This is a genomic window from Synechococcus sp. UW106, from assembly GCF_900474015.1.
Lineage (GTDB): Bacteria > Cyanobacteriota > Cyanobacteriia > PCC-6307 > Cyanobiaceae > Parasynechococcus.
Map to the genome: position 1 here is coordinate 93052 of NZ_UCNV01000012.1, position 20066 is coordinate 113117.

Consider the following 20066-nt stretch of genomic DNA (forward strand, 5'->3'; position numbering starts at 1 on the left):
GATTCAAGCGGAGCAGGCAGCTCCGCAAGAGATGGCTGCTGCTGGCGATGCCGTTCGTGGTTTTCGGCGGCTTGATCGCTTTGGCGCCTGTCGCTCCCGAGCGCTCCGATCGCGGTGCACGGGATGTCAGCCCTGCTCAACAGAGACGGTTGGATGCTGAGCCTTTCAGCTACATCCCAGACGACGAGGTCTACGCCCTAGATCTTGATCCAAGGCGGGTGCGGTTCGGGTTGCTGGAAGGCTGGGATCGTGAACAGGACGCTTACGAGGACAGCGCTGCTCTGGCCTATGTCTCAGGCCCCATGTACGAGCGCCATGTGGACAATGCTGGCCGTGAAATCACTGTGCCTCTAGGCGATCTCAAATTCGGTAGCAAGGTCTGGCGTGGGCGGAACCGCACGGCCTCACGGCAGCGTGCCTATGTCGGCATCCGCCATGACGGCAGCATTGATTTCGGCTATGGGGAGCTGACCGATACCCGCAGCCAGACCTACGACACCTTCATCGGTGGCCTCCACAGTCTCTACAACGACCTCGAGGCGCCACCCGAGAGCTACAAGGGGGCTTACAGCATCAGCATGGGCCAGCGAATCCGTTATTACCTCCCGCGGATCCGCATGGTGATGGGATTGCGGCAGGACGGTCGCATGGAAGTGTTGATGAGCCGTGACGGCCTGACCCTCGAACAGAGCAAGGAGCTGGCCCATCGCAGGGGCTACCTCGCGGCTTACATGCCGGATCATGCGTCGAAGAGTCGGTTCATCATTCCTGGGGTCAAAGGATTCACCGAAGAGGACGCGAACTGGATCAGTGGTGGGGCCACCAGCTTTGTGCATGTGCCCTACATGCTGCGGTTGAGCCCGCGCCAGATCCCTCTGCAGGGCAACCTGATCGCTGGTCTGACGCCAAAACTGGTGATGGACGAGGCCTGCAATGGCCCGGCCGACTGTGTGTCGTCCTTCGGCAACCATCTCGCTGATCGTGCCCTGGCGGGCTTGAACAGGGTGATGGAACAGGGTGTCGAACCCTTGGCCAGGATGATTTGGGGACCATCAACCCCCATCAAGCCTGGGGCCCCTGCCGATGCCGGCGACGCTGGGGTCGATGTGGATCGAGCTCCTTTGCGGGAACCCCCCATCACGGCGGATCCGTTGGTCTTGCGGGAGCAGCCTGCCTTGATTCGGGAGCTGGAACCTGCCGAGCCCGATCCGGATGACAGTTGGATCGAGCCGCAGCCTTTCGCGCCGTTACCCCCCGATCTGCCGCCGCCGATCGTCCTCGATGAGCCCACGGCCAATCCCTCAGAGGTTCTCCTGGCGGAGCCTGCGTATGCAGTGACCTCTGATCTCCTTCAGGAGGCGCCGCTGCCACCTGATCTGCCGCCCCTCCCGCCGGTGCCCCTATCGGTTGAGCAGGATTGAGTTTTGGAAACCGCGTGGTCCTGGTGGCCCATTCCCGGCACGCAACGGCGGGTCTTGGTGGCGCGTCTGCCCCAGCCCTCGACGCGAGCCGTGCAGCGGGCGTTGAGTGACACACTCACCTGCCGGCTGTTCGCCGATGCAGGACACGTCGTTGCTGTGGATGACATCGGCCGCACGATCTACGGAAAGCCCCAGGTGCGTGATCACCCCTTGCACCACAGCATTTCCAACACCAGGTCACTCACCATCGGGGTGTTGGGACCTGGTCCGATTGGTGTTGATGTGGAAGTGCTGGACCGGCCTTTGCGCGTGGCGCCCGATCTCCTGACGCAACGTCTGTTTGCCTCTGCCGCTGAAGCAACGGACTGTTTGCAGCATTGGACGCTGATTCAGGCCTGGACGGCGAAGGAAGCCGTGTTGAAGGCAGCGGGGCTGGGGCTCGCTGGAGGCCTTGCCAACGTGAGGATTGCGCCGGACCGGGCTGCGGCACGGCTGCATGGCTTGCGCTATTCGCTCAGCCTGTTGAAGCAGGAGGGCTTCAGCGTTGCTGTCGCAGAGTGCATCCGTGGCTAGAGGAAGGGATGGAGCATCGGAAAGCAGCGTGGTAACTCGACTTCAGCAACGTCTCGCCGAGGCCAACAATTTTCAGAAAGCGTTGATCACGTCCCTTCTCGCTTGGATGGCCCTGGGAGTTTGGAGCTATCTCATCGTCGTCCCCATCCTGTCGGCCGTGGCATTTCTTTGGCTCGGGGTGACCGGCTGGCTTGTCTGGCGGATCTGGCGCAAACCAGCTTCCTGAAGCTAAGAAATGAGGTTCAACAACTTATAATTCTGGACGATTTTTGGTTCGGGTTCGGTGGAATTCACGGTAGTGATTCTGAGTGAGCACGTCGGCTCATATCCACAAATTATTTGGACTGAATGGAAAGATCGCAATCGCAAGCAGATGAAAAGTCAGGGAGATGTCTGGTCGATGGCAACACTTTCTGGACCCACAATCTGGGATTGTTTGGAGAGCAATCAAATTAATCGCCTCCATCTCGTTCAATGGAAGCCTGCCGAGGATTCGATGTATCAGGTCAGCCTTCCGCGCAGGTGAAGTCTCTGTTGGCGTTGCAACCCCTGTGGCTCATCAGCCTTTGGCTGGCTTCGTGAGCTTGTAGATGTTCAAGGCAAAGAGGGCCATTCCAAAGCTGCCGAACAGGACGAGCAGGTCTTGGGTACTGACAGCCATGGCTCTCGTTACAAAACTATGTTGACTAATGTAACGGAGGCGCAGGGATGCGTCGTCTAGTCGTTCCTAGGGGGCCGTGGGCGGTCCTCTTTTTCATGACCTACCCCTTTGGTGCCACAAAGACAGACCTCGAGAAAGCTTTTCGCCTCCCAGACGCCCCTTCCTCTTTGGAAAGTCTGGATCATGAGCCTGCTGACCTGTCTGAGTCAGAGTTTGCAGTCGTTTTGCACGAACACCCAGGCGTCTGAAAGTCGTATTAATGGGCTGTGTGTGCATCAGGAATGAGCTCAAACAAACTTCGCCCTTATTGAGGGCACGCCTCTGAACTGCATCGGGGCCTTTGAACCGGTGATTCGATTTGTGGGCAGATTGTGGGCAGATTTTGATCCCAGCGTGATTGTTGATGGCATGCACGTGCCATCTCGTACGCGTGGGCAAGCTTTGTCAGCCGGTGTCGGTGATGTGTGGTCTAGAAGTTCACGAGGAGAAGCGGTTGAATTTTTTCCTCTTGATGACACAGCCGGCAATGCCGCAAATCACTTCGTGCGTCTCGTCGCTGCGTTGGATGTCGGTTGCTTTGTCAACAGGTGCAAGGCGTTTGCCGATCCTGCGAGCTTCCTTTAGCCACTGAAATGTCATCTGGTCAAAAGCCAAGAGGTGGACAGTAAAAAGGCAAGGTCCCACCCCTGCCTCTCCTTCTCACGACGCATGAGGAAGACCTATGAGCTACCTCATCTCCACTGTCGACCGATTTGATTCAAAAGAAATCGGTTCAACAGCTCATTGCCAAAGGGTCGTCAGCCAGTGCGCTCTTTCTGGTCGCTGACGGGTGGTTGTTGATGTGCTTTCTTCTTATTTTTTTGGTGGCAACCAAGAAACAGAACGTTCGTATCGAGTCTGGTTTCTCCTGCGCTTCACTGGGTTTACATACCTGATCGGAGAGCTACATCGTTCGCGATGTCTGGTCTTTCCACCCGTCTTTGGCTTCTAGGCCGCGGTAAACCAGGAGCAGCACGTTCCAACGCGGTAGGCCAGGAGGATGAAGACCCCGATGGCTGCTGTGCTGAACGAAATTCCCATGGCTAGCTGACGGTTCTTCTCTTCAGCGGCCAAGTTGAATTGGGATTCGTTCAATGAAGATCTTCCATTTGAGGGCAGCGTAGGCCAATTTGTATCGGTCGCGACACTTTTGAGTGGAAATACTGATGAACGTTGCAGCCCGATCTGGCAGGGTTTTGATTCTGCGCCATGTCGTTGCCCGGGAAAGCTCGCCGTTCATAGGGCTGAGTTTTGAACAGCAAGGTTGGTTTTAGAGGGGACAGACCCTTTGCATGCGCTCCATAGGCCAATGCAATGCCTTTACTCAATACCCGGGGGTTAACCCAATAACCCAAGAAAGTCACGTCTCCGCGAGGTTGATGCCTGCTCTTGCCAGCGCAAGACGTCGAAATTTAGAGCTTGCGGCGATTGATGCACCTGACGGGAACGAACGCAGGCGAGCAGGATGCTCGACTCGCTTCCGCTTTGATTCTGTGGGCTGACATATCGATGGTCTCAAGCGGCCACATCGACATCCTCGTAGCCCAAGAAATTCACCACTTTCCTCTCCTGTCTTGAGGCAAGTGCTTCTTCTGCTAATCGAATGAGCTGTTGCTCTCTTGCTTTGATAGCGGTTTGCCACCTCCTCTTCGGCTTCTGATTGACAATCATGATCGAGCCCCTGGGCGGCAGGTATTTAGCTGGATTCATTCGAATCGCTTGGACGATGGAGATTAAGGATCTATTTCTTCTCAAATCGATTGTTTACATACTTGTTTAAGTAGGTTCGTGGTGATACCTAACTTTGGTATCTCATTGAACACTTGAGGGGCTGAGGTCTTGTTGTTGCAGGATCCTCGGCCAGCTTGTCATCGCTTGACGCATACCAACAAACTCTGAACCCTCTCCACGGCATGGCGTTGGCATTGCTTTGGGGTCATCGTCATTTCACAATCGGGAGCCCACGATGATGCCTTCGTCAGAAGAGCTATGTAATGCGCCGACAGGTGTTTGAGAACTAAGGCTTGGTCTATTTTTTCTACAAAGTCCACCACGGAAGCTGGCGATACACACTCACTTGATCGAGCCAATCCAAACGCTCAATGCTGCCCCCAGACGAAGCCGAATCGCTTTTGAGCGGCGGTCTCCATCTCTTTCCGGATTTGTTGCATTGCCTCGCGGGCAAAGGCCTTCTCATTCTCCTGGGCGGTAATGATCTGCTTCGTGAGGGCACGAAGCTTTTCAATGTCCTTACAACTGTCAATCTCCCTGAATGCGGCTTCTAGATGGAACCTTTGTTCAACTGATAGATGGTGGTTGGTCATCAGAAAAAGTGAGGCTAGATACAGCCCTGGATTGAAGCCAGGGCCGCTTGGGTGTTAACGACTAATCAGGCTGCAGAAATGCTAAAAGGTGCCGCCGGATAGCTTGTTGGCATTGGATCGGATTCGCCCGCAGCAAGAGCTTTGGCACGACGATACATGTCGCTGTTGGTTGCACCTCGGGCTTCCATTGCTGCAGCAACGACGGCCCAGTTGCGGATTTCAGTTGACATCTTTTGAAAAATATTGACTGCACAAATGTCGCAAGAACTGCATTCAACTGTGAGGTGGATAGCCGCCTGCAGGCCGAACCACAGTGACGGCAAGTTACTGCTAGCAAATATGGATCCAGCTTCTCATTTCAGAAGACCCCTGTTGCGCTCAAGCAAATCAATGTTGTTGCGAGCAGCACCCAGGCAACCAACTGGAGCCACTGTGTTAGTGGAGTTCCCATGGCTCAGTTGAGTGGGTCGTCCCATAGAGGTGGCTCGTCAAACTCCTCCAAAAGGGAGTTGGCTTCCAACTCTTTGCCCATCACAAGGAGGCGCACAATTCTGTCCCAAATAAAACGAGTCAGGTGTTCTGCCTCTCTCCCCTGGTGCCCGGTCTCGAACTTGATGGGCGGGACATCGCCTGTGTCGTCATGGAACTGTGTGGTCAACGCCACGCGTTAGGAGGCTGCTACATCTCCGTCGTAACCCTCCTCGATTTGCAGATGACGTATCAACGGACCCCGTTCCCTTCGGCAAGTTGAAAAGCAGACATTGCTTCGCCCTCTGCAAAACAAGGAGGCATGCTTAAGGTATGCAAGCCAAGACGTCAGAAGGTTTAGAGGTCCTCGTTGCTGTGGTTGTCACTGCTGGCTTGGTGGCGGGCAACCTCGTTTTGTTCTCGCCGTTGCGCGTTGATAACCGTATACAACCTGCCTCTGCAGCCCAAAAGATTGAATCCCCACCGCGGTGACTTCAGTCTTGGTTGGATCGTTCACCAGTACATCAGCCAATCTCACTGGCTTGACCAGCATGGGGCAGGTGACTGGCTCCCTCTCATGGCGGCAAGACAGTTCAAAACGTTCCGATTTTCCATCCGATTCACAAACTGATGAAAGTCAATCTTGGTCTTCTGATAATCGGGGTGTTGTCTGAAAGGAGCACACATCAGCTTCACAAGTTCGTGTCGTTCTGGCTTTAGTTCTTGGTTGGGTAGTTGAATCATGTCCCTCTGGTGACCTACCACCAGTGTTTCCAGAGCTTCGAGAGATGACATCCCTGGGATAGGGGAGCAGTCCAAATGAATCAATCCCTCAGATGGGGGAAGTCATTCCCTATTGATGCGGCAATGGTGTGAATACAGGGGAAAACCTATCAAAAAAGCCAATAAGAACCACATAAAAAATTTCACACTGCCTTTTCTGGCCGGTGTGGCTGGTGCCTTTGTTGCTCTCGGTGTCGCTATCTCCACTCCCCCCAAAGCAGAAGCTGGCGGGATCTATTGGAATAACAATGGCGGTGGCGGTGTTTTGTTTGATGCAGCTGACCACTGCCCAGCTTGAGATGAGTAATTCCAACTACAGCGAGTCCGGGGAATCAGGCCGATACTCCGTCCAATGGCAAACGGCTTGTGACCCCTGAGGAGCAGTACGTGAAATGTATGGATGCTGCCTATGCCGCTGCTGATAAAGAGACTTGCCACAAGATGATGCGAAAGGCAGAAGGTGTTCTGCGAGGGGAGTTTGGTGCTGAACAAGCAGCCGATGGTGCTGGAGAGGAAGCGTTCGCAGTCTGAAAGGACGATCCCCTTCTTGGTTCTAAAAGAACGAATTCAAATCTCGACCCTGTGTGGCCTTGCAGTTGTTGCTAGGCAGTGGTGGCGGTTTTAATTGATTTACTTTGAAAAGAGTCGTCAGCCTGTCAATGGGACTTCTGGTGAGTGCATTAATTGTGGCTCCCGCTCTTGCCCAAAAAGTTTCGAAGGAAAACGTAAGTGCAATCAACACCGCCAGGATTCGCGCTGAATCCATTAATGGTGGACTAAGCAACTACAGAGCAGCGAAATGTATGTACGCCACAGGCAAGGGAGGGGGCGACTGCTTGAAGAATGCCAGCGACGGCTTCTTGTTCGTCTTTGATGGTGGCGCTCCAGGCTGGCAAGAGGCAGGTGAGCCACCAACGGTTGAAACTGAAATCCTTATCTCTGATGACGGAGCTTCTGTCTTGGAGGTCGTTTACAACGGCGATCCGCGTTAACCGAGAACCACCACCACATGTAGTGGCCTGACCACAAAAAAGCCCGCTGCTGGAGCGGGCCGGGTGATGGGGGCATTCAGAATACCCCCAATAGCCGCTACATGCAGGGTCGCACTCTTTGGGAAGACAATCGTTATGCAACTACACCACAGCATTAAGTGACTTTGTAGAGCACCACATCTAGGGCATCTATGAGTACTATTCATCCAACGCATCAAGATTTGGTGCAGATAGCCGGGTGATGGGGATTGCTACGGCTTTGAGAACCACTCCACATCTGGGGTGGTTTTTTTGTCTGCACCGAGCGTTTTATACCGACCCTGAATTTTGGATCAAGGCGAGGCAGCCGCCGTTTGGTCAGCTGTTGAGCTGCACCCAATGACCTTGCGAATTTCAACCGCTCTCCATTGCGCCCCTTTGGTGCCAGTCAGCCTGGCCTCAGAAGTGCTGGCTCTGGTTTAGGGGCAACCCACTTGAGTCTGGTGGCAGGAGATGCGAGCGCTTCGATGTCGTTCCCTGCCGCCTTCCTCCATGACCTAATGCTTGGGAAGAGCTGCAGGGATCGACGAGCTGCACACGAGATTCCCGAAGCGGCTGAGTGGATGCACTGGCCGGTGGGTTGAAGAAGGTGGGGCGGTATCCCTACGCCCCGCACTCATGTTCAAGGCTTTGCCCTATGCACCGTGGCTTTTGCGCAGAAAAAAGCCCCGGTGTTCGATGCCGGGGCTACCGCCTCTCATGACGTGACTCAGGTCTAGCAGGTTGCGTAAGTATTTATGCGTACGGTTAATACGGTCTTCCGGCGCAAAGCCTTCGCTGACGAAGCGAGGGCGGGCATTGAAGTGGGCGATCAAGCTGGCAGCGCTCGGAGGGGGTGATGCTGAGGTCGCTACGAGGTGCACAAGGGGAAGGCAGCGGTCGTTGTTGCGATCCTCGATTAGATCCGACATGAAGCTCTGAGCAAAGCCATCTGGCAGAAAACGCTGCAGCACGGCTAGCGGCAACAGGAGATGGGCTGCGCTCGTGAAGCGGCTTCAAGTCACACTGGCGACATGGCAAATAAACCCTGGTTCCAAGCCAACATCCATGCTCCCGGCACAGGCTATGCGCTGTTGGTCATCGCGTTCTGCTTGCTGATGCAGACCATTCCATCGGCGATCTGCGTATTGATTCCAAGAAATGGATGGGATCCACCGCTGTCTCCAGAGAGGGTCAGATACTGCAAGGGCGGTTAATTGAGCGGCCTTTGAAGCGGGAATGTTCCGTTAACAAATCCAGAGCGGAACACTTCAGGCAGTCACGTTCAAGCCATGACCTGCGACGCCCGCTGTAGCCCTTATTGGGTTGACAAAGGGTGCATCATCAATATGTTCGCTGTGAACTTTTCCATGACAAGCGTCCGCGAGATGGTCAACCTCCATCTGCCAGTTGTGCTCAAGGTGATCAACAGTGCTGCATTGGTCGTCATCGCATTGTCTTCCCTCTGCGCGGCTGACTCTCTGAAAGAGATGGCAGGCGAGGGTGCTGCTTCAGCAGTGATTGTCGAGACGGACTGAACGTCTCAGTAAGAAAGGGGGCGTTTCGCTCGCCCCCTTGAAGGCCGTCGTGAGTCCTGCTTCTCAGGCTGAATCAGTCATTCAACTCATCTGTTGTCTAAGCCGCATCAGAGCAGATGGGATGAGTACCTAAAGAGAGGTAAAGCCTGGTTGCTTTTGTAGTAGTGCGCTACAGACTTCAAATTGTGCGGTGCAGAGACCGTGCGCTGGAGGGTCGGGGGTGGTGCCTCGGCCTTTTTCTTTGGTCGGCCTGCCGAGGTTGATCCAGAGTGCTCAACCAGGATTGAGTGGCATGGCACAACAAAGCCTGTTACTGCGCTGGGCCGAGTGATGTGTGACCACTTCTGTGGTCACGTCTGATCCATGCCTCAAGACTCCCTGCATTGCCCAGCTCCTGCTGGGAGAACTTGTCGCAGCACTACGCTCCAAGGATCTTTACAGCTTTAAGTGTTGGCTATGTGGCGGCATCCAAGACCTTGAGGAGTCAGTTGTGACCGAGCTGCTGTTTGGTTGGTATTTGGGGATAAGCCTTTAATCAGATCGAGGCATAAAGCTTCCTGGAAAAATCCTTGTCTCAGCTGATTTGACTGTCGGCGATGGCAAATTCACATAGCTCTTTCTTGTTTATCTTTTTTGGATGAGTGTTGAGCTTGCATTTGAAAATTTCCTGGTCTTCTTTGCTCCTAGAGACAAGTATTGCATCAGTCCGATGTGTCGCCAGAGGGGTATTTCCTTCGCTCGTTACCCGTCTGGAATGAAGGTTTTTTGTTGTTTTGACGTCGCCAGTTTTCGGGGGCTTGCTTTCGCTTTTAAATAGTCTTTGAGAAGGTATTCCTGGAGCGCATATAGACCAGATTCATTCCTGACTGCATCGCCGGGTCAATGCTATTTCGCGGTCAATGCTATGCCCTTTGTTTCGCCTCTTCGATAATCAAAACCGATCAGCGCTTGAACACGCCGTTGCAATCTCCAGGGGCGGGTTTCACAAAACAGTGACCCTCTGGTGACCAATATCCAAGGGCCGGAAACGAAAGGCCTTGGGCCCTTGCTTCGGCGTTGACAGCAGCAACGCCTCGGGCCTGGATCAGCACGTTTCCGTCGCCATCAACAAGGTCAAGGAAGTCATTTTCTTTGGTTTCCTCCGTCGGGTTGGCATGCCCATGAAGGGGAACAACCGCAACCACACAAGCAATCAGTAGGAAGCGCAGCATCGAACTTGAAAGGGAATAAAGGAGATCAGTTGCTGGTGACGACTACAGGTGTGCCCACCTTGATGCGGTTGTACACCTGAATCACGTCGGTGTTCAGCATGCGGATGCAGCCAAGGCTGACTGCGGCTCTTAATTTCACCCAGTTGGGCCATGCAGTGCCGTGGATGGCGTATTCGCCTGTCCCGATCTGCACGTAAGCCACGTAGCGCACTCCCACGGGGTTCTTCGGACCGGGAGCAATGACCTTGCCTTTCTTGTGATAGACGGGCTGCGGGTCCATTTTGGTGACCGAATAGCTTCCCGCTGGAGTCGGTGATTCCGGTGCGCCGATCGCCACGGGGTACTTGCCAATCACCTCGCCGTCATCAAGGAGGGTGAGATATCGGTCTTTGAGGCTGATCTGGATGGAGGTTTCGGCTTGCGCCGGAACCACGGCCATCGCGCCAAGGCCCAACGCCGCCGTCAGGAGGAGTGAACGAAGCTGCATCGGTTTGCGCAACAGGCGACCGCAGGCATTTTGACCTATTCGAAAGGGGCTAGCGTCATCTCGTCGCTTTGCCCGTGTCTGAACGATGACCCGCTGCTCCTCAATCAGCCGTGTCTTGGCCGCTGGGGCCGCTGCTGTTGTGTCTGCCCTCGCGTTCAACATGCCCTCCAGGGCTGGCTTCACGGCAGAGCAGCTGGCCGGTTTTGAAGTCACCCATCTGCGTGGTGTGGTCAATGCCGTGCTGCCGAAGCAGAAGGTGATCGAGGTGATCGATCCAGAAGGTCATAAGGAAATCGTCACGGTCGGAATTGACATGGCGCCGCTTCGCCTTCGCAAGGGAGATCGCGTGGATGTTTCCGTGTTGGACGGCCTGGTGGTTGATCTAGATCGCAGCAAAGAAACAACGCTGAGCTTCAATCGCGAAGACATCTACATGCCAATGGACATGGGTCCCTTGAAGAAAGGCATGCGGGTGGCCCTGGCTTCAGGTACAGCAAGGGTGTTGAAGGTGTCGGCGACCGACCGCAGCCTGAGCCTGATGGGACCGCTCGGCGGCATCCACAACCTGGATGTTGTGGTGCCCAGTGGCAGTGATCTCTTCCCTGCGCTTAAGGCAGGCGATCTGGTCGATTTTCGCTTGATTCAGCCCGTGGCCGTGGGCATTGATCGGGTCTCTTCACCCGCTCAAAAGGCAGGGTCGTCACAGAAACAACCCTTGTTGAGTGCCGTTCCTGCTCGCACCACCAGCTTGAAGGCCGAGCTGCTGGAGGCATTTGAGCTCTCGCAGGTGAAGGGAACGCTGTTGCAGTTCAAGCCTGGCCAGCAGGTGATGGAAGTGCAGAGCCCCTACGGGCACAACCTATTGATCACCATGGGTGGTGAGCTCAAAACAGCCGGTCTCAGCAACGGTGATGAGGTCATCATCGACATCCTCGACGGGCTGGTGGTGGATCTGCGCAAAAGCTCAGTGAATACCCTCACCTTCACACGCCAAGACGTGATCTTGTCTGAGGATTTCGGTGAGGTGCGCCAAGGCGCCCGGGTGGCGATGGCCACCGGCACCGCTGAAGTTGTGAAAATCTCCGAACAAGACCATGAACTCAGCCTGAGGGGGCCTTTCGGAGGGGTCCACAACCTTGATGTTCGCAATGGGCTCAATGGCGATCCGCTCGCCCAGCTCAAGGTGGGTGACTTCGTCAGTTTCCGTTCGATTCAACCCATTGCGATCGGGATTCGGCCGGCCCTCTGATTCAGCCCGCGTTATGGGAGGCGAGGGCACGCACCACATCGCCTCGGGTGATCACTCCGACGGGACGTTGGTTCCCATCTAGGACGAACAGGCGTTGCGTTCCCCGTTCATGGAGCTGGGATGCAGCCTTTGGGAGCGCTAGGTCGGTCCCACAGCTATGGGAGTCCTTGCGCATGAGATCGCTCACGCTCGTGCCGAGGACTTGGTGCACTTGCTTGTCCCAATTCAGGGGATTGCGCAGGTAGATCACGCTGTCCAGCAGCATGACGTAAGGGCCGGCATCAACGCCACTCTCCCGAACCATTAGATCCTGCTCTGTCAGTTCGCCGATCAGACGCCCTTCCGTATCCACCACCGGCAAGCCGCTGACGTGGTGGTCACTGATCATTTGGACGGCCTGCTGCAATGGGGTCTCGGGCGTGACAGTCAGAACGGGCTGCGTCATCACATCAGCCACCGTGAGCTGCAGGACCATGATCGGAGTTGAGCTATCCGCATTCTGAGCGTTGTCTCTGCCTTTGCGTTCGATCGCCAACGGACTCACCGTGGCGCGAGCGGTTGCCGGTCTACCTCTCGTTATCGCGTTGCAGCTGGGCTGGCAGGGCTGGGCCTGGTGGTTGCTGCTGCTGGCGGGTCTCAGTGATGCGGCCGATGGCTGGCTCGCGCGCCGCGCTGGGGGTGGAAGCAGCTGGGGAGCGCGTCTGGACCCCCTGACCGACAAAGTGCTGATCGCGGCTCCGTTGCTCTGGTTGGCGTCGTCCGCTGTGCTCCCTCTCTGGGCCGTCTGGTTGCTGCTTGCCCGTGAATTGTTGATCTCGGGATGGCGAGCCCAGGCCAGTGATGGGGCGCCTGCATCGTTGTCGGGAAAAGCCAAGACGATTCTTCAGTTCGTCAGCTTGCTGTTGATGCTCTGGCCCTCCGGCTGGATCGGTTCTCCCTGGCTGCCGAGCCTGGGCTGGTGGCTGTTCTGGCCATCCCTCGCCCTGGCTCTGAGTTCAGCTCTCGCTTACATCACTCCCCGATCAGCGCCACGTCAGAACTGAAGTCCGGCTCAGCGGTGGGGTTCAAGGCGTAGTCATTGGTGTAGCTGTCGGCCAGGCCCTTGGCCAGGTCAAAGCTTGGTTGCCAGGCCAGTTCGCGTTCGACCCGAGTGATGTCGGTGAGGAAGTGATTGAGCCGTAGAGGGAAGGCCTTTCGGGCCTTCGGGTCGAGCTCGCTGGGATTGAAACTGCGCAGGTCGAGGCCGTCGGGATCACGACCGCAAGCCACCGCTGCTGAGCGAATCAGGCCCCGGAAGGTGATGCCCTGTTTACCGGAACAGTTGTAGATGCGGTTGGCTGCAGCATCCACCTCGATGCAACGGGCCATCGCTTCAGCCAGATCCTCTACATGGCCCAGTTGGGTGATGGTGCTGCCGTCGCCGGGGAGCGGAATCGGTCGGTTGTGAACGATGCGGTCGAAGAACCAGCGTTCGACGGGGTTGTAGTTGCCAGGGCCGTAGATGTAGGTCGGCCGGAAGCTGGTGAAGGCAATGCCTTCACGCCGCAGCCAGGCTTCGGTGTCGGCCTTGCCGGCATGACGGCTCTGCGGGTCGGTGGGGCTGGACTCATCCAAGGGCCACTGATCGGAGTCGGCATAGACCCCGGCCGAACTCACGTAAACGAAGCGATGGCCTGGGGCCCCGGTGATGTCCACAACCCGGCTGCTGTCTTCTTGCTTACGGCCGGAACTGTCGACGATCACATCGAAGCTGCGGCCCTGAAGCGCGCTCAGTCCTTCATCGCTGCTGCGGTCGCCACGGAGGTGTTCCACCCCGGTGGGGACAGGGTTCTTGCCGCGGGTGAACAGGGTGAGTTCATGACCCTGGGCCTGCAGGCGGGCCACCAGGGGCCTGCCCACGAAGCGGGTTCCCCCCATCACCAGGATCTTCATGCACTTGGGCCCGAAAAGCGCAGCCATTGAAGCGTGGCGCTGCAGGATGGTGGGTCTCTGGTCCGACCCCGATGGAGATCATCCCCGCCATTGATTTGCTCGATGGAGCCTGCGTCCGGCTTCACCAAGGGGATTACGACCAAGTGACGCGCTTCAGTGAGGATCCCGTCGCTCAGGCCCTCAGCTGGCAGAGCCAGGGGGCGACACGGCTGCACCTGGTGGATCTCGATGGAGCCAAACGGGGTGAGCCGATCAATGACGCAGCGGTGCGGGCCATCACCGCCGCCCTCGACATTCCTGTTCAGCTCGGTGGTGGCGTGCGCTCACTCGAACGCGCCGAAGAGTTGATCGCCTGTGGCCTGGACCGGGTGATCCTCGGTACGGTGGCCATCGAACAGCCGGAGTTGGTCCAGGAGTTGGCCCAACGCCATCCCGGCCGCATCGTGGTGGGCATCGATGCCAACGACGGCCGGGTGGCGACCCGGGGATGGATCGAGCAGAGCGATGTTCTGGCCACCGATCTGGCCCAACAGTTCAGTGCTGCCGGCATTGCTGCGATCATCACCACCGACATCGCCACCGATGGAACCCTCGCCGGCCCCAACCTGGATGCCTTGAGAACCATGGCGCAATGCAGTGCTGTTCCTGTGATCGCTTCGGGTGGCATCGGTTGCATGGCTGACCTCCTGGCGCTCTTGCCGCTCGAGCCCCTCGGTGTTTCCGGGGTAATCGTTGGGCGGGCTTTGTATGACGGCCGTGTCGCCCTAGGCGAGGCCATCGCTGCGATCGGTGCTGCCAGGCTTCAGGACGTCACCGCAGTGGCTGCAGACATCGCCTGAGCTGGTCTTGGGCCTTATGGTTGATGGAGCAGGCACCTTTTGTGGTAAGAGCAGCCGCCACTCAGACCAGCACGCTGTCCCCTCCGGGCAGCTTGCAGCAGGTGTTTGAGCAATGCCGACGGCTGGGAATGCGTCTCAGCCGCCAAAGACGCATGGTGCTGGACCTGCTCTGGAGTGAAAAAAGCCACCTCAGTGCTCGAGATATTTTTGAACAACTGAATCTGAGGGGCCGCAGCATCGGCCATACTTCGGTGTATCAGAACCTCGAAGCTCTCCAGTCGGCGGGAGTGATCGAGTGTCTGGATCGTGCGAGTGGTCGCTTGTACGGCTACAGGAGCGATCCCCACAGCCATCTCACCTGTTTGGACAGCGGTTCGATCGAAGATATCGATGTCGTTCTTCCGCCGGATTTGTTACGTCAGATCGAACAGCGCACCGGCTTTCATATTGAGTCGTACACGCTGCAATTGAACGGCAGGCGCGCACTGGAGGATTGAGCAGAAGCTCGTTACCTTGAGCCCAACTGCTTGGGTTCAGCGCTTGGCCTCTCCTTCACCGGTGCGGATGTTGCTGCTCGCTCCGGATCTGCTCGGAGAGTCGCTGGCGCTAAAACTCACGTCCGCCCATGACGATTGGGAGGTTGTTCTTCGCCCAGAGCGACTGAAGGGGTCTCCGGCCTTGGTGATTTGGTCGATCGACCGCGTGGCCTCGTTGGCGGCGATTCAACAGGAGCTGTTCGCATTGCAGGAGCGCTGGCAACCCGCCCCGGTTCTGCTGCTGTTGCCGAGCGAGATCCGGTTGTCGCGGGAGCAGCTGCTGGGTCTGCCAGCGGCCGGCTTGCTTCAAAATGCCGATTCTCAGACCCTGCAGAACTCGATTGAAATCCTGCTGCAGGGGGGACGGGATATTCGTCTTGAGGCCCCTTCGGAGGGGAGGCGCCAAGACCAGACCATGGGCCTTGGGCAGTGGCTGTTGGTGAGTGGGTTGCAGCAGGTGAGCCGCGAGCTCGAGTTGGTGGAAGCCATGCTGAATCCGCCCCCGCAGCAGGCGTTGCTCTTCGCGCTGCTGATGGGTCGTCGTCGCGAACTTCAGTTCGCCAAAGGGCTTCTGCTCTGGCTCTGGGGGCCACTCCAGCTCGGTCTCGAGGATGCAGAACCCCTGACCTCAACTGCGTCATCTCCCCCTGGATCACCGACGACCACGGCGATCAGTCTCAGAGAACGCAATGCCGTTGCTGTCTGGGATGCCATCCGCGACCGCATTGATGGCTCGGTTCAGGCTGGACTGACCAATTCCACCGGTCGTCTTCTAGCGATTGAGGGATTGCACCCGGAGCGGCGCCGGGAGTTGCTGCTGGCCTTGCTGCAACAGCTCGATCAGGTTTTGCAGCGTCTGCGCACCCGCCAGGACGGTAAGGCGGTGGCGCAGGCCTGGGATGCCCTGCAGCCGGAGTTACGCCAGCAAGCGCTAACCGCCCTGGCAGGCAGCTATGTCCAGATCCCCTGCAATGGGGAGCTGCAACCGGTCGTGGCGTCACTGCTGAGCCGTGCTGATCTCACCGGGGAGGATGGAGAGATGCCGGATCCAATGGGGATGCTGGCTCCTCTGGTGGCAGATCAACCGATGCTGGTGAACGGGTTGCTGCTGCCGGCGGATGACCCCAGGGCATTCCTGCAGCTCGAAACGCTGGTTAGCAATTGGCTGGTCAGAACGGCTGAACTGATTGGGGCAGAACTCCTCGATGCTTGTGGTGACTGGCCTGAGCTGCGTCGTTATCTCCTGCGCGATCCCCTCCTGGCGACACGAGAACTGGATCGCCTCAGAAATCGCTTGAACACCCAGCTGCGTTGGGCCGACTGGGTCGAGCGCCCGATCCAGCTCTATGAGAGTCAGCGCACCTTGTTTCAGCTTCGGGCTGGTCGCATCGAACCTCTTCTGCTGACCGAACCCCGTGACAACGAGTTGAATCAGCTCGGTTGGTGGCAGCGACAGGTGGCGTTGCTGTTGGAGGCCAGGGATGCCCTCGCACCGCAGGTGCAGGCCGTGGTGCGTCGAATTGGCGATCTTGCCGTGATCCTTCTAACCCAGGTGCTGGGCCGGGCCATCGGACTTGTTGGGCGTGGCATTGCCCAGGGAATGGGTCGCAGCCTCGGCCGCAGTTAGGGCTCCGGGTCCACAATGGCGATCCGCTGCTTCGGCTTGATGCTTGCTTTGGTGCGCTGTCTGATCACCGTGTCGATCGCGCTGCTGCTCCATGTCGCCCCAGCGTCCGCTGTGTTGAACAGCGACAGCTACGACGGCAACATCTATGCCCTTTATGCCGGCAACGGCTCTTTGGTTCCTCCTCCCAACACCCTGGAGGACTCCCTCGCGGAGGGACGGACAGCTGTGATCGTTTATTACCTCGACGACAGCGCCGTCAGCAAACGCTTCGCCCCGGTGGTGTCGGAGCTGCAACGGCTTTGGGGACGCAACATCGATTTGCTGCCTCTCCCCACCGACCCGCTTCAGGGACGAGAAGCGCTGGGGGCGGGTGACCCCGCCACCTACTGGTCCGGAGCCATTCCTCAAGTGGTTGTGATTGGCACGGATGGCCGGGTTGTCTTCGATCAGAACGGCCAGGTCCCTCTGGGTGTGATCAATAAAGCCATCAGCGCATCCACCGGCCTTCCGGCTCCTGATTTGGGCCGGATTGATCAGGAAGGCAGTTTCAACGAAGTGAACATTGAAGTCACGGCGAACTGAGACGCCCACAGCCACGCCGCCTACGCTGCCGCCCAGTTGTCCCGGTCGTTGAGCCGGATCCGCTGTGTCGCTGCTGTTTGCTCCGCTTGGCCTTGGACTTGTTGTGGCCTGGCTTGAGCTCCGTCATCGTCTCCGGCCAGCGTCTCCGTTGCGGATGACTCCCCTGGACTGGCGCGTGGACGAACTGGGCGGCCGTCTCCGCGTTGAAGGTGTGCTGGAGATCAGCAACCCCCATCCACGCATGGAGGTTTTTGTGCCGGAACTGCGGGTCGAACCCGTGCTTCTGGGCTCGTCAGACCCCGCCTGTCTGGAGGTCAAAACGCGGATCATTGCTGACCATCCCGATGAGGAAACCCGGGCAGATGGCTACTGGCCGGCTTATATCGTCAAGGGCCGTAAGAGCACACGCGCCAAGGTCTCGATCGAGATCACCGGTCCTTCTCCCACCGCTCGGGTCGACAGCCTCTGGGTTGATGCTCACTGGCTGAATTACGGACCATTTGGTCGGTTGCAGCGCCGTCAGGGTGTGCTGGTTCCACTTCGGCGTCCTGAACCACTGCAGCCCGATCAAGCCCGCTTCAGAGAAGGAGAGGGGTGCCGTGTACTGCCGCTTCGAACCCACTTGCTCGGTCCGCTGGATGATGCCATTGCGGTCTTGCGCACCTATGCCGCTGACCTGATTCAGCCCGGTGACATCCTCACCATCGGTGAGACCCCCGTTGCGGTGATCCAGGGGCGCTACCGCCATCCCAGTGAAGTCGAGCCTGGAATGGTCGCGCGTCTGGCTTGCCGGGTGTTCCACCCCACCAGCAGCCTGGCGACAGCTTGCGGGATGCAGGCGTTGATCGATCTGGTGGGGCCGACCCGGGTTCTTGCTGCCTTGCTGGGGGGGCTGTTGATGAAGCTGGTTGGTATTTCCGGAGGGTTCTATCGCCTTGCTGGTGATCAGGCCCGTTTGATTGATGACATCACAGGAACCACGCCCCCTTATGACCAAACCATTGTTCTCGGTCCATCCCGTGCCGAGCAGTTCTGTCGTGATGCCTCTGCCGAACTCGGTGTTGACGTCGCCATCGTGGACGTCAACGATCTCGGCCGCGTGAAGGTTCTGGCCTCCAGTCCCGGTTGTGACGAGGGATTGCTGGGGAGGGCCCTGCGTCCCAATCCCGCTGGCAATGCCAATGAGCGCACCCCACTGGTGTTGGTGCGGCCAGGGCTGGAATGAGCGATACATTGTGATCAGTTGGGGTTGGAGGGTGTCCGGTGACAGAGCCCAAGACAACCTCAATTCGCATTGAGCCCCTTAATCCGGCCCATCTGGCGCGGTGGGTTCAAGATGCGCCGGTTGAGCAGCTGTCGCGTTTTCAGGGCTTTTTGATCGGTGAATGGCTCTCTTCAGTGGAGCAGCGCTTCCCTGATCTGCTCCCCAGTCGCTCGCCGCGTTGCTTGCTGGCCCTCGATGGTGACCGACCAGTGGCCAGCGTTGTTGCCCGGCCGTTCAACCGTCGTGGCAGCTGCTGGATCCTCCAATTGCCGGAGCTGCTTGGCCCGGTTGATGATCACAGTCATCGCATGGTTCAGCAGGCCCTGCTTCAGCAGGCCCTGCACTCCTGGACGGCCCAGATCTGCAGTTGGGTGATCCGATGCCCTGCAACGGATGCCGAGGCCATCGCTCTGTTGCGGGAACTCGGCTTTCAACCGCTTCGCCCCTACCAGTGCTGGCATCCACCGAGCACAGATGCTGAACTGAAGAGCACCGACCAGTTTCCCGCTGGTCTGCGCTGGGCCGCTCTCAACCGTCGCACAGCCCAGTTGCTTTGGCCCATTGAGCAGGGCGGCAGCTACAGCCATCTCCGACAGATCACAGACCGTCATTGGCTAGATCTGTTGGATCGGCATGGGCCAGGGTGCGGCGTGCTTATGGCCGGAGACGCTGTTCTGGCGGGCTGCATTCGACTCCCCGATGCAGGAGAGGCCGGTCTTGTGGAGCTGATGCGGGACATTGCCTGGGATCCACGGCTGGATCAGGCCCTGCCCAGCGTCTTGAAGGGAATCCTTCAACGCGGCCGCCCCAGTGGGCTGCTCACGGCTTTTGACGATGCACCCCTCAGCAAGATTCTGGAGGCAGAGGGTTGGACCCGCGGTGATGAGCAGCTGTTGCTGGGACGCAGCATGTGGCGTCGTCAGTCACCCCAGCGCAACCTGCAGCTGACGCGATCGCTGGATCAGGTGCTGGGTCGTCTGCGGCCCCAGGGCACACCCCTTCCCACACCAAGCCTTGGCGATCGGCGTTGATGCGGCCGCGACCCTGTTCGATCCTCAGCCTGGATGTGGGCCGGCGGCGCATCGGTCTGGCCGGTTGCGATGCTCTCGGCATCAGCGTGACGCCCCTCACTGCCCTGCGTCGAGGTCGGTTTGATGCCGATCTGAGTGTTCTGCGTGCCCACTGCCGTGAACGTTCGGTGCAGGGCCTCGTGGTCGGATTGCCCCTGGATGCTGCGGGCCAGCCCACGGCCCAGGCGGAACACTGTCGGCGCTACGGCCTCCGACTGGCCACTGCCCTTGACCTGCCCCTGGCTTGGGTGAATGAGCACAGCAGCACCTGGGCGGCCGGGGAACAATTCGGGCTGACGGGGGACCGCAGCGGACGTCTGGACAGTGCTGCCGCTGCCCTGCTGCTGGAGCAATGGCTGGCGGAGGGTCCGGAGCTCAAACCGGCCCAACAGAGTGCTTCAAGGTCGGGCGCCGGGGCGGCCGATGGTGGATCCTGAGCCCAGTCAGAGTCG

26 protein-coding genes are annotated in these 20066 nt (G+C 58.0%); 16 read left to right on the plus strand and 10 right to left on the minus strand.

Features of this window, described 5'->3' with window-relative positions:
- The first annotated feature begins 47 nt into the window (after nucleotides 1-47).
- The 3 genes from DXY30_RS12860 to DXY30_RS12870 are packed head-to-tail and all read left to right on the plus strand — an operon-like array spanning nucleotide 48 to nucleotide 2220.
- Nucleotides 48-1421 carry a hypothetical protein gene (locus DXY30_RS12860; protein WP_244281417.1) on the plus strand — a complete coding sequence of 458 codons (1374 nt, stop codon included), beginning with the start codon at nucleotides 48-50 and terminating at the stop codon, nucleotides 1419-1421.
- 3 nt (nucleotides 1422-1424) lie between these two features.
- Nucleotides 1425-1994 (plus strand): 4'-phosphopantetheinyl transferase superfamily protein, encoded by a 570-nt coding sequence (locus tag DXY30_RS12865; RefSeq protein ID WP_115095300.1) that lies wholly within the window; start codon nucleotides 1425-1427, stop codon nucleotides 1992-1994.
- Complete coding sequence (locus DXY30_RS12870) at nucleotides 1987-2220, plus strand: hypothetical protein (protein WP_170951262.1); 234 nt, start codon at nucleotides 1987-1989, stop codon at nucleotides 2218-2220. The genes DXY30_RS12865 and DXY30_RS12870 overlap by 8 nt, the downstream gene beginning before the upstream one ends.
- 912 nt (nucleotides 2221-3132) lie before the next feature.
- Here the strand turns inward: DXY30_RS12870 and DXY30_RS14225 are convergent.
- The 5 genes from DXY30_RS14225 to DXY30_RS13720 form a co-directional block, all read right to left on the minus strand.
- Nucleotides 3133-3294: a hypothetical protein gene (locus DXY30_RS14225; RefSeq protein ID WP_206749532.1), complete on the minus strand. Its 162-nt coding sequence runs from the start codon at nucleotides 3292-3294 to the stop codon at nucleotides 3133-3135.
- Between the two features lie 348 nt (nucleotides 3295-3642).
- Nucleotides 3643-3789 carry a hypothetical protein gene (locus tag DXY30_RS14230; protein ID WP_170951264.1) on the minus strand — a complete coding sequence of 49 codons (147 nt, stop codon included), beginning with the start codon at nucleotides 3787-3789 and terminating at the stop codon, nucleotides 3643-3645.
- A gap of 420 nt (nucleotides 3790-4209) precedes the next feature.
- Nucleotides 4210-4404 (minus strand): hypothetical protein, encoded by a 195-nt coding sequence (locus tag DXY30_RS13715; RefSeq protein WP_136987770.1) that lies wholly within the window; start codon nucleotides 4402-4404, stop codon nucleotides 4210-4212.
- A 389-nt stretch (nucleotides 4405-4793) separates the two neighbouring features.
- A complete protein-coding gene (locus DXY30_RS12885) occupies nucleotides 4794-5018 on the minus strand; it encodes a hypothetical protein (RefSeq protein ID WP_115095303.1) in 225 nt (74 codons plus the stop codon).
- Nucleotides 5019-5083: 65 nt separating this feature from the next.
- Nucleotides 5084-5341: a hypothetical protein gene (locus DXY30_RS13720; protein WP_137006879.1), complete on the minus strand. Its 258-nt coding sequence runs from the start codon at nucleotides 5339-5341 to the stop codon at nucleotides 5084-5086.
- Between the two features lie 1004 nt (nucleotides 5342-6345).
- On the opposite strand from DXY30_RS13720, the gene DXY30_RS13725 reads away from it, so the two are divergent.
- From DXY30_RS13725 to DXY30_RS12895, 3 genes are all read left to right on the plus strand, one after another.
- Nucleotides 6346-6567 carry a hypothetical protein gene (locus tag DXY30_RS13725; RefSeq protein ID WP_137006881.1) on the plus strand — a complete coding sequence of 74 codons (222 nt, stop codon included), beginning with the start codon at nucleotides 6346-6348 and terminating at the stop codon, nucleotides 6565-6567.
- Between the two features lie 98 nt (nucleotides 6568-6665).
- Nucleotides 6666-6800, plus strand: a complete 135-nt coding sequence (locus DXY30_RS14620) for a hypothetical protein (protein WP_256359559.1) — start codon at nucleotides 6666-6668, stop codon at nucleotides 6798-6800.
- Nucleotides 6801-6928: 128 nt separating this feature from the next.
- Nucleotides 6929-7261, plus strand: coding sequence for a hypothetical protein (locus DXY30_RS12895; protein WP_115095305.1), 333 nt, complete (start codon nucleotides 6929-6931; stop codon nucleotides 7259-7261).
- Between the two features lie 674 nt (nucleotides 7262-7935).
- Here the strand turns inward: DXY30_RS12895 and DXY30_RS12900 are convergent.
- Nucleotides 7936-8265: a hypothetical protein gene (locus DXY30_RS12900; protein ID WP_115095306.1), complete on the minus strand. Its 330-nt coding sequence runs from the start codon at nucleotides 8263-8265 to the stop codon at nucleotides 7936-7938.
- A 306-nt stretch (nucleotides 8266-8571) separates the two neighbouring features.
- Between DXY30_RS12900 and DXY30_RS12905 the strand changes: the two genes are divergently transcribed.
- Nucleotides 8572-8817, plus strand: a complete 246-nt coding sequence (locus DXY30_RS12905) for a hypothetical protein (protein WP_137006883.1) — start codon at nucleotides 8572-8574, stop codon at nucleotides 8815-8817.
- Between the two features lie 941 nt (nucleotides 8818-9758).
- Here the strand turns inward: DXY30_RS12905 and DXY30_RS12910 are convergent.
- Both DXY30_RS12910 and DXY30_RS12915 read right to left on the minus strand, forming a co-directional pair.
- Nucleotides 9759-10028, minus strand: a complete 270-nt coding sequence (locus DXY30_RS12910) for a hypothetical protein (RefSeq protein ID WP_115025254.1) — start codon at nucleotides 10026-10028, stop codon at nucleotides 9759-9761.
- A gap of 25 nt (nucleotides 10029-10053) precedes the next feature.
- Complete coding sequence (locus DXY30_RS12915; RefSeq protein ID WP_115095357.1) at nucleotides 10054-10515, minus strand: L,D-transpeptidase; 462 nt, start codon at nucleotides 10513-10515, stop codon at nucleotides 10054-10056.
- An 85-nt stretch (nucleotides 10516-10600) separates the two neighbouring features.
- On the opposite strand from DXY30_RS12915, the gene DXY30_RS12920 reads away from it, so the two are divergent.
- The gene (locus DXY30_RS12920; protein ID WP_115095308.1) at nucleotides 10601-11764 is read left to right on the plus strand and encodes a hypothetical protein; all 1164 of its coding nucleotides are present in this window, start codon (nucleotides 10601-10603) and stop codon (nucleotides 11762-11764) included.
- 1 nt (nucleotide 11765) lies between these two features.
- On the opposite strand, the gene DXY30_RS12925 is transcribed toward DXY30_RS12920, so the two are convergent.
- The gene (locus tag DXY30_RS12925; RefSeq protein WP_115095309.1) at nucleotides 11766-12239 is read right to left on the minus strand and encodes a CBS domain-containing protein; all 474 of its coding nucleotides are present in this window, start codon (nucleotides 12237-12239) and stop codon (nucleotides 11766-11768) included.
- A 31-nt stretch (nucleotides 12240-12270) separates the two neighbouring features.
- Between DXY30_RS12925 and DXY30_RS12930 the strand changes: the two genes are divergently transcribed.
- The gene (locus DXY30_RS12930; protein WP_115025251.1) at nucleotides 12271-12807 is read left to right on the plus strand and encodes a CDP-alcohol phosphatidyltransferase family protein; all 537 of its coding nucleotides are present in this window, start codon (nucleotides 12271-12273) and stop codon (nucleotides 12805-12807) included.
- Here DXY30_RS12930 and DXY30_RS12935 read toward each other — a convergent pair.
- Nucleotides 12776-13696, minus strand: a complete 921-nt coding sequence (locus tag DXY30_RS12935) for an NAD-dependent epimerase/dehydratase family protein (RefSeq protein ID WP_115095358.1) — start codon at nucleotides 13694-13696, stop codon at nucleotides 12776-12778. The genes DXY30_RS12930 and DXY30_RS12935 overlap by 32 nt on opposite strands.
- Before the next feature lie 71 nt (nucleotides 13697-13767).
- Here DXY30_RS12935 and hisA point away from each other — a divergent pair, with 71 nt between their 5' ends.
- From hisA to ruvX, 7 genes are all read left to right on the plus strand, one after another.
- Entirely contained in the window at nucleotides 13768-14535 is a 768-nt protein-coding gene (gene hisA / locus DXY30_RS12940; protein ID WP_115025385.1) for a 1-(5-phosphoribosyl)-5-[(5-phosphoribosylamino)methylideneamino]imidazole-4-carboxamide isomerase, read from the plus strand.
- Nucleotides 14536-14663: 128 nt separating this feature from the next.
- Nucleotides 14664-15032 (plus strand): Fur family transcriptional regulator, encoded by a 369-nt coding sequence (locus DXY30_RS12945; RefSeq protein ID WP_226408286.1) that lies wholly within the window; start codon nucleotides 14664-14666, stop codon nucleotides 15030-15032.
- A gap of 67 nt (nucleotides 15033-15099) precedes the next feature.
- Entirely contained in the window at nucleotides 15100-16698 is a 1599-nt protein-coding gene (locus DXY30_RS12950; protein WP_115095310.1) for a DUF3685 domain-containing protein, read from the plus strand.
- Between the two features lie 15 nt (nucleotides 16699-16713).
- Entirely contained in the window at nucleotides 16714-17280 is a 567-nt protein-coding gene (locus tag DXY30_RS12955; protein ID WP_115025249.1) for a thylakoid membrane photosystem I accumulation factor, read from the plus strand.
- A gap of 64 nt (nucleotides 17281-17344) precedes the next feature.
- Nucleotides 17345-18505 (plus strand): F420-0:Gamma-glutamyl ligase, encoded by a 1161-nt coding sequence (locus DXY30_RS12960; RefSeq protein ID WP_115095311.1) that lies wholly within the window; start codon nucleotides 17345-17347, stop codon nucleotides 18503-18505.
- A gap of 38 nt (nucleotides 18506-18543) precedes the next feature.
- Nucleotides 18544-19575, plus strand: coding sequence for a hypothetical protein (locus DXY30_RS12965; protein ID WP_115095312.1), 1032 nt, complete (start codon nucleotides 18544-18546; stop codon nucleotides 19573-19575).
- Nucleotides 19575-20051: a Holliday junction resolvase RuvX gene (gene ruvX / locus DXY30_RS12970; RefSeq protein WP_115095313.1), complete on the plus strand. Its 477-nt coding sequence runs from the start codon at nucleotides 19575-19577 to the stop codon at nucleotides 20049-20051. The genes DXY30_RS12965 and ruvX overlap by 1 nt, the downstream gene beginning before the upstream one ends.
- Nucleotides 20052-20066: the final 15 nt, after the last annotated feature.

Excerpts from the sequence above, each read along its gene's own strand:
- DXY30_RS12860 (WP_244281417.1), top strand. The coding sequence starts at position 48 with ATGCCGTTCGTGGTTTTCGGCGGCTTGATCGCTTTGGCGCCTGTCGCT.
- DXY30_RS14225 (WP_206749532.1), bottom strand. The coding sequence starts at position 3,294 with ATGACATTTCAGTGGCTAAAGGAAGCTCGCAGGATCGGCAAACGCCTT.
- DXY30_RS14620 (WP_256359559.1), top strand. The coding sequence starts at position 6,666 with ATGGATGCTGCCTATGCCGCTGCTGATAAAGAGACTTGCCACAAGATG.
- DXY30_RS12885 (WP_115095303.1), bottom strand. The coding sequence starts at position 5,018 with ATGACCAACCACCATCTATCAGTTGAACAAAGGTTCCATCTAGAAGCC.
- DXY30_RS12925 (WP_115095309.1), bottom strand. The coding sequence starts at position 12,239 with ATGGTCCTGCAGCTCACGGTGGCTGATGTGATGACGCAGCCCGTTCTG.
- ruvX (WP_115095313.1), top strand. The coding sequence starts at position 19,575 with ATGCGGCCGCGACCCTGTTCGATCCTCAGCCTGGATGTGGGCCGGCGG.
- DXY30_RS13725 (WP_137006881.1), top strand. The coding sequence starts at position 6,346 with ATGCGGCAATGGTGTGAATACAGGGGAAAACCTATCAAAAAAGCCAAT.
- DXY30_RS12910 (WP_115025254.1), bottom strand. The coding sequence starts at position 10,028 with ATGCTGCGCTTCCTACTGATTGCTTGTGTGGTTGCGGTTGTTCCCCTT.
- DXY30_RS12920 (WP_115095308.1), top strand. The coding sequence starts at position 10,601 with ATGACCCGCTGCTCCTCAATCAGCCGTGTCTTGGCCGCTGGGGCCGCT.
- DXY30_RS12905 (WP_137006883.1), top strand. The coding sequence starts at position 8,572 with ATGACCTGCGACGCCCGCTGTAGCCCTTATTGGGTTGACAAAGGGTGC.
- DXY30_RS13715 (WP_136987770.1), bottom strand. The coding sequence starts at position 4,404 with ATGAATCCAGCTAAATACCTGCCGCCCAGGGGCTCGATCATGATTGTC.
- hisA (WP_115025385.1), top strand. The coding sequence starts at position 13,768 with ATGGAGATCATCCCCGCCATTGATTTGCTCGATGGAGCCTGCGTCCGG.
- DXY30_RS12945 (WP_226408286.1), top strand. The coding sequence starts at position 14,664 with ATGCGTCTCAGCCGCCAAAGACGCATGGTGCTGGACCTGCTCTGGAGT.
- DXY30_RS12950 (WP_115095310.1), top strand. The coding sequence starts at position 15,100 with ATGTTGCTGCTCGCTCCGGATCTGCTCGGAGAGTCGCTGGCGCTAAAA.
- DXY30_RS12955 (WP_115025249.1), top strand. The coding sequence starts at position 16,714 with ATGGCGATCCGCTGCTTCGGCTTGATGCTTGCTTTGGTGCGCTGTCTG.
- DXY30_RS12895 (WP_115095305.1), top strand. The coding sequence starts at position 6,929 with ATGGGACTTCTGGTGAGTGCATTAATTGTGGCTCCCGCTCTTGCCCAA.
- DXY30_RS12935 (WP_115095358.1), bottom strand. The coding sequence starts at position 13,696 with ATGAAGATCCTGGTGATGGGGGGAACCCGCTTCGTGGGCAGGCCCCTG.
- DXY30_RS12915 (WP_115095357.1), bottom strand. The coding sequence starts at position 10,515 with ATGCAGCTTCGTTCACTCCTCCTGACGGCGGCGTTGGGCCTTGGCGCG.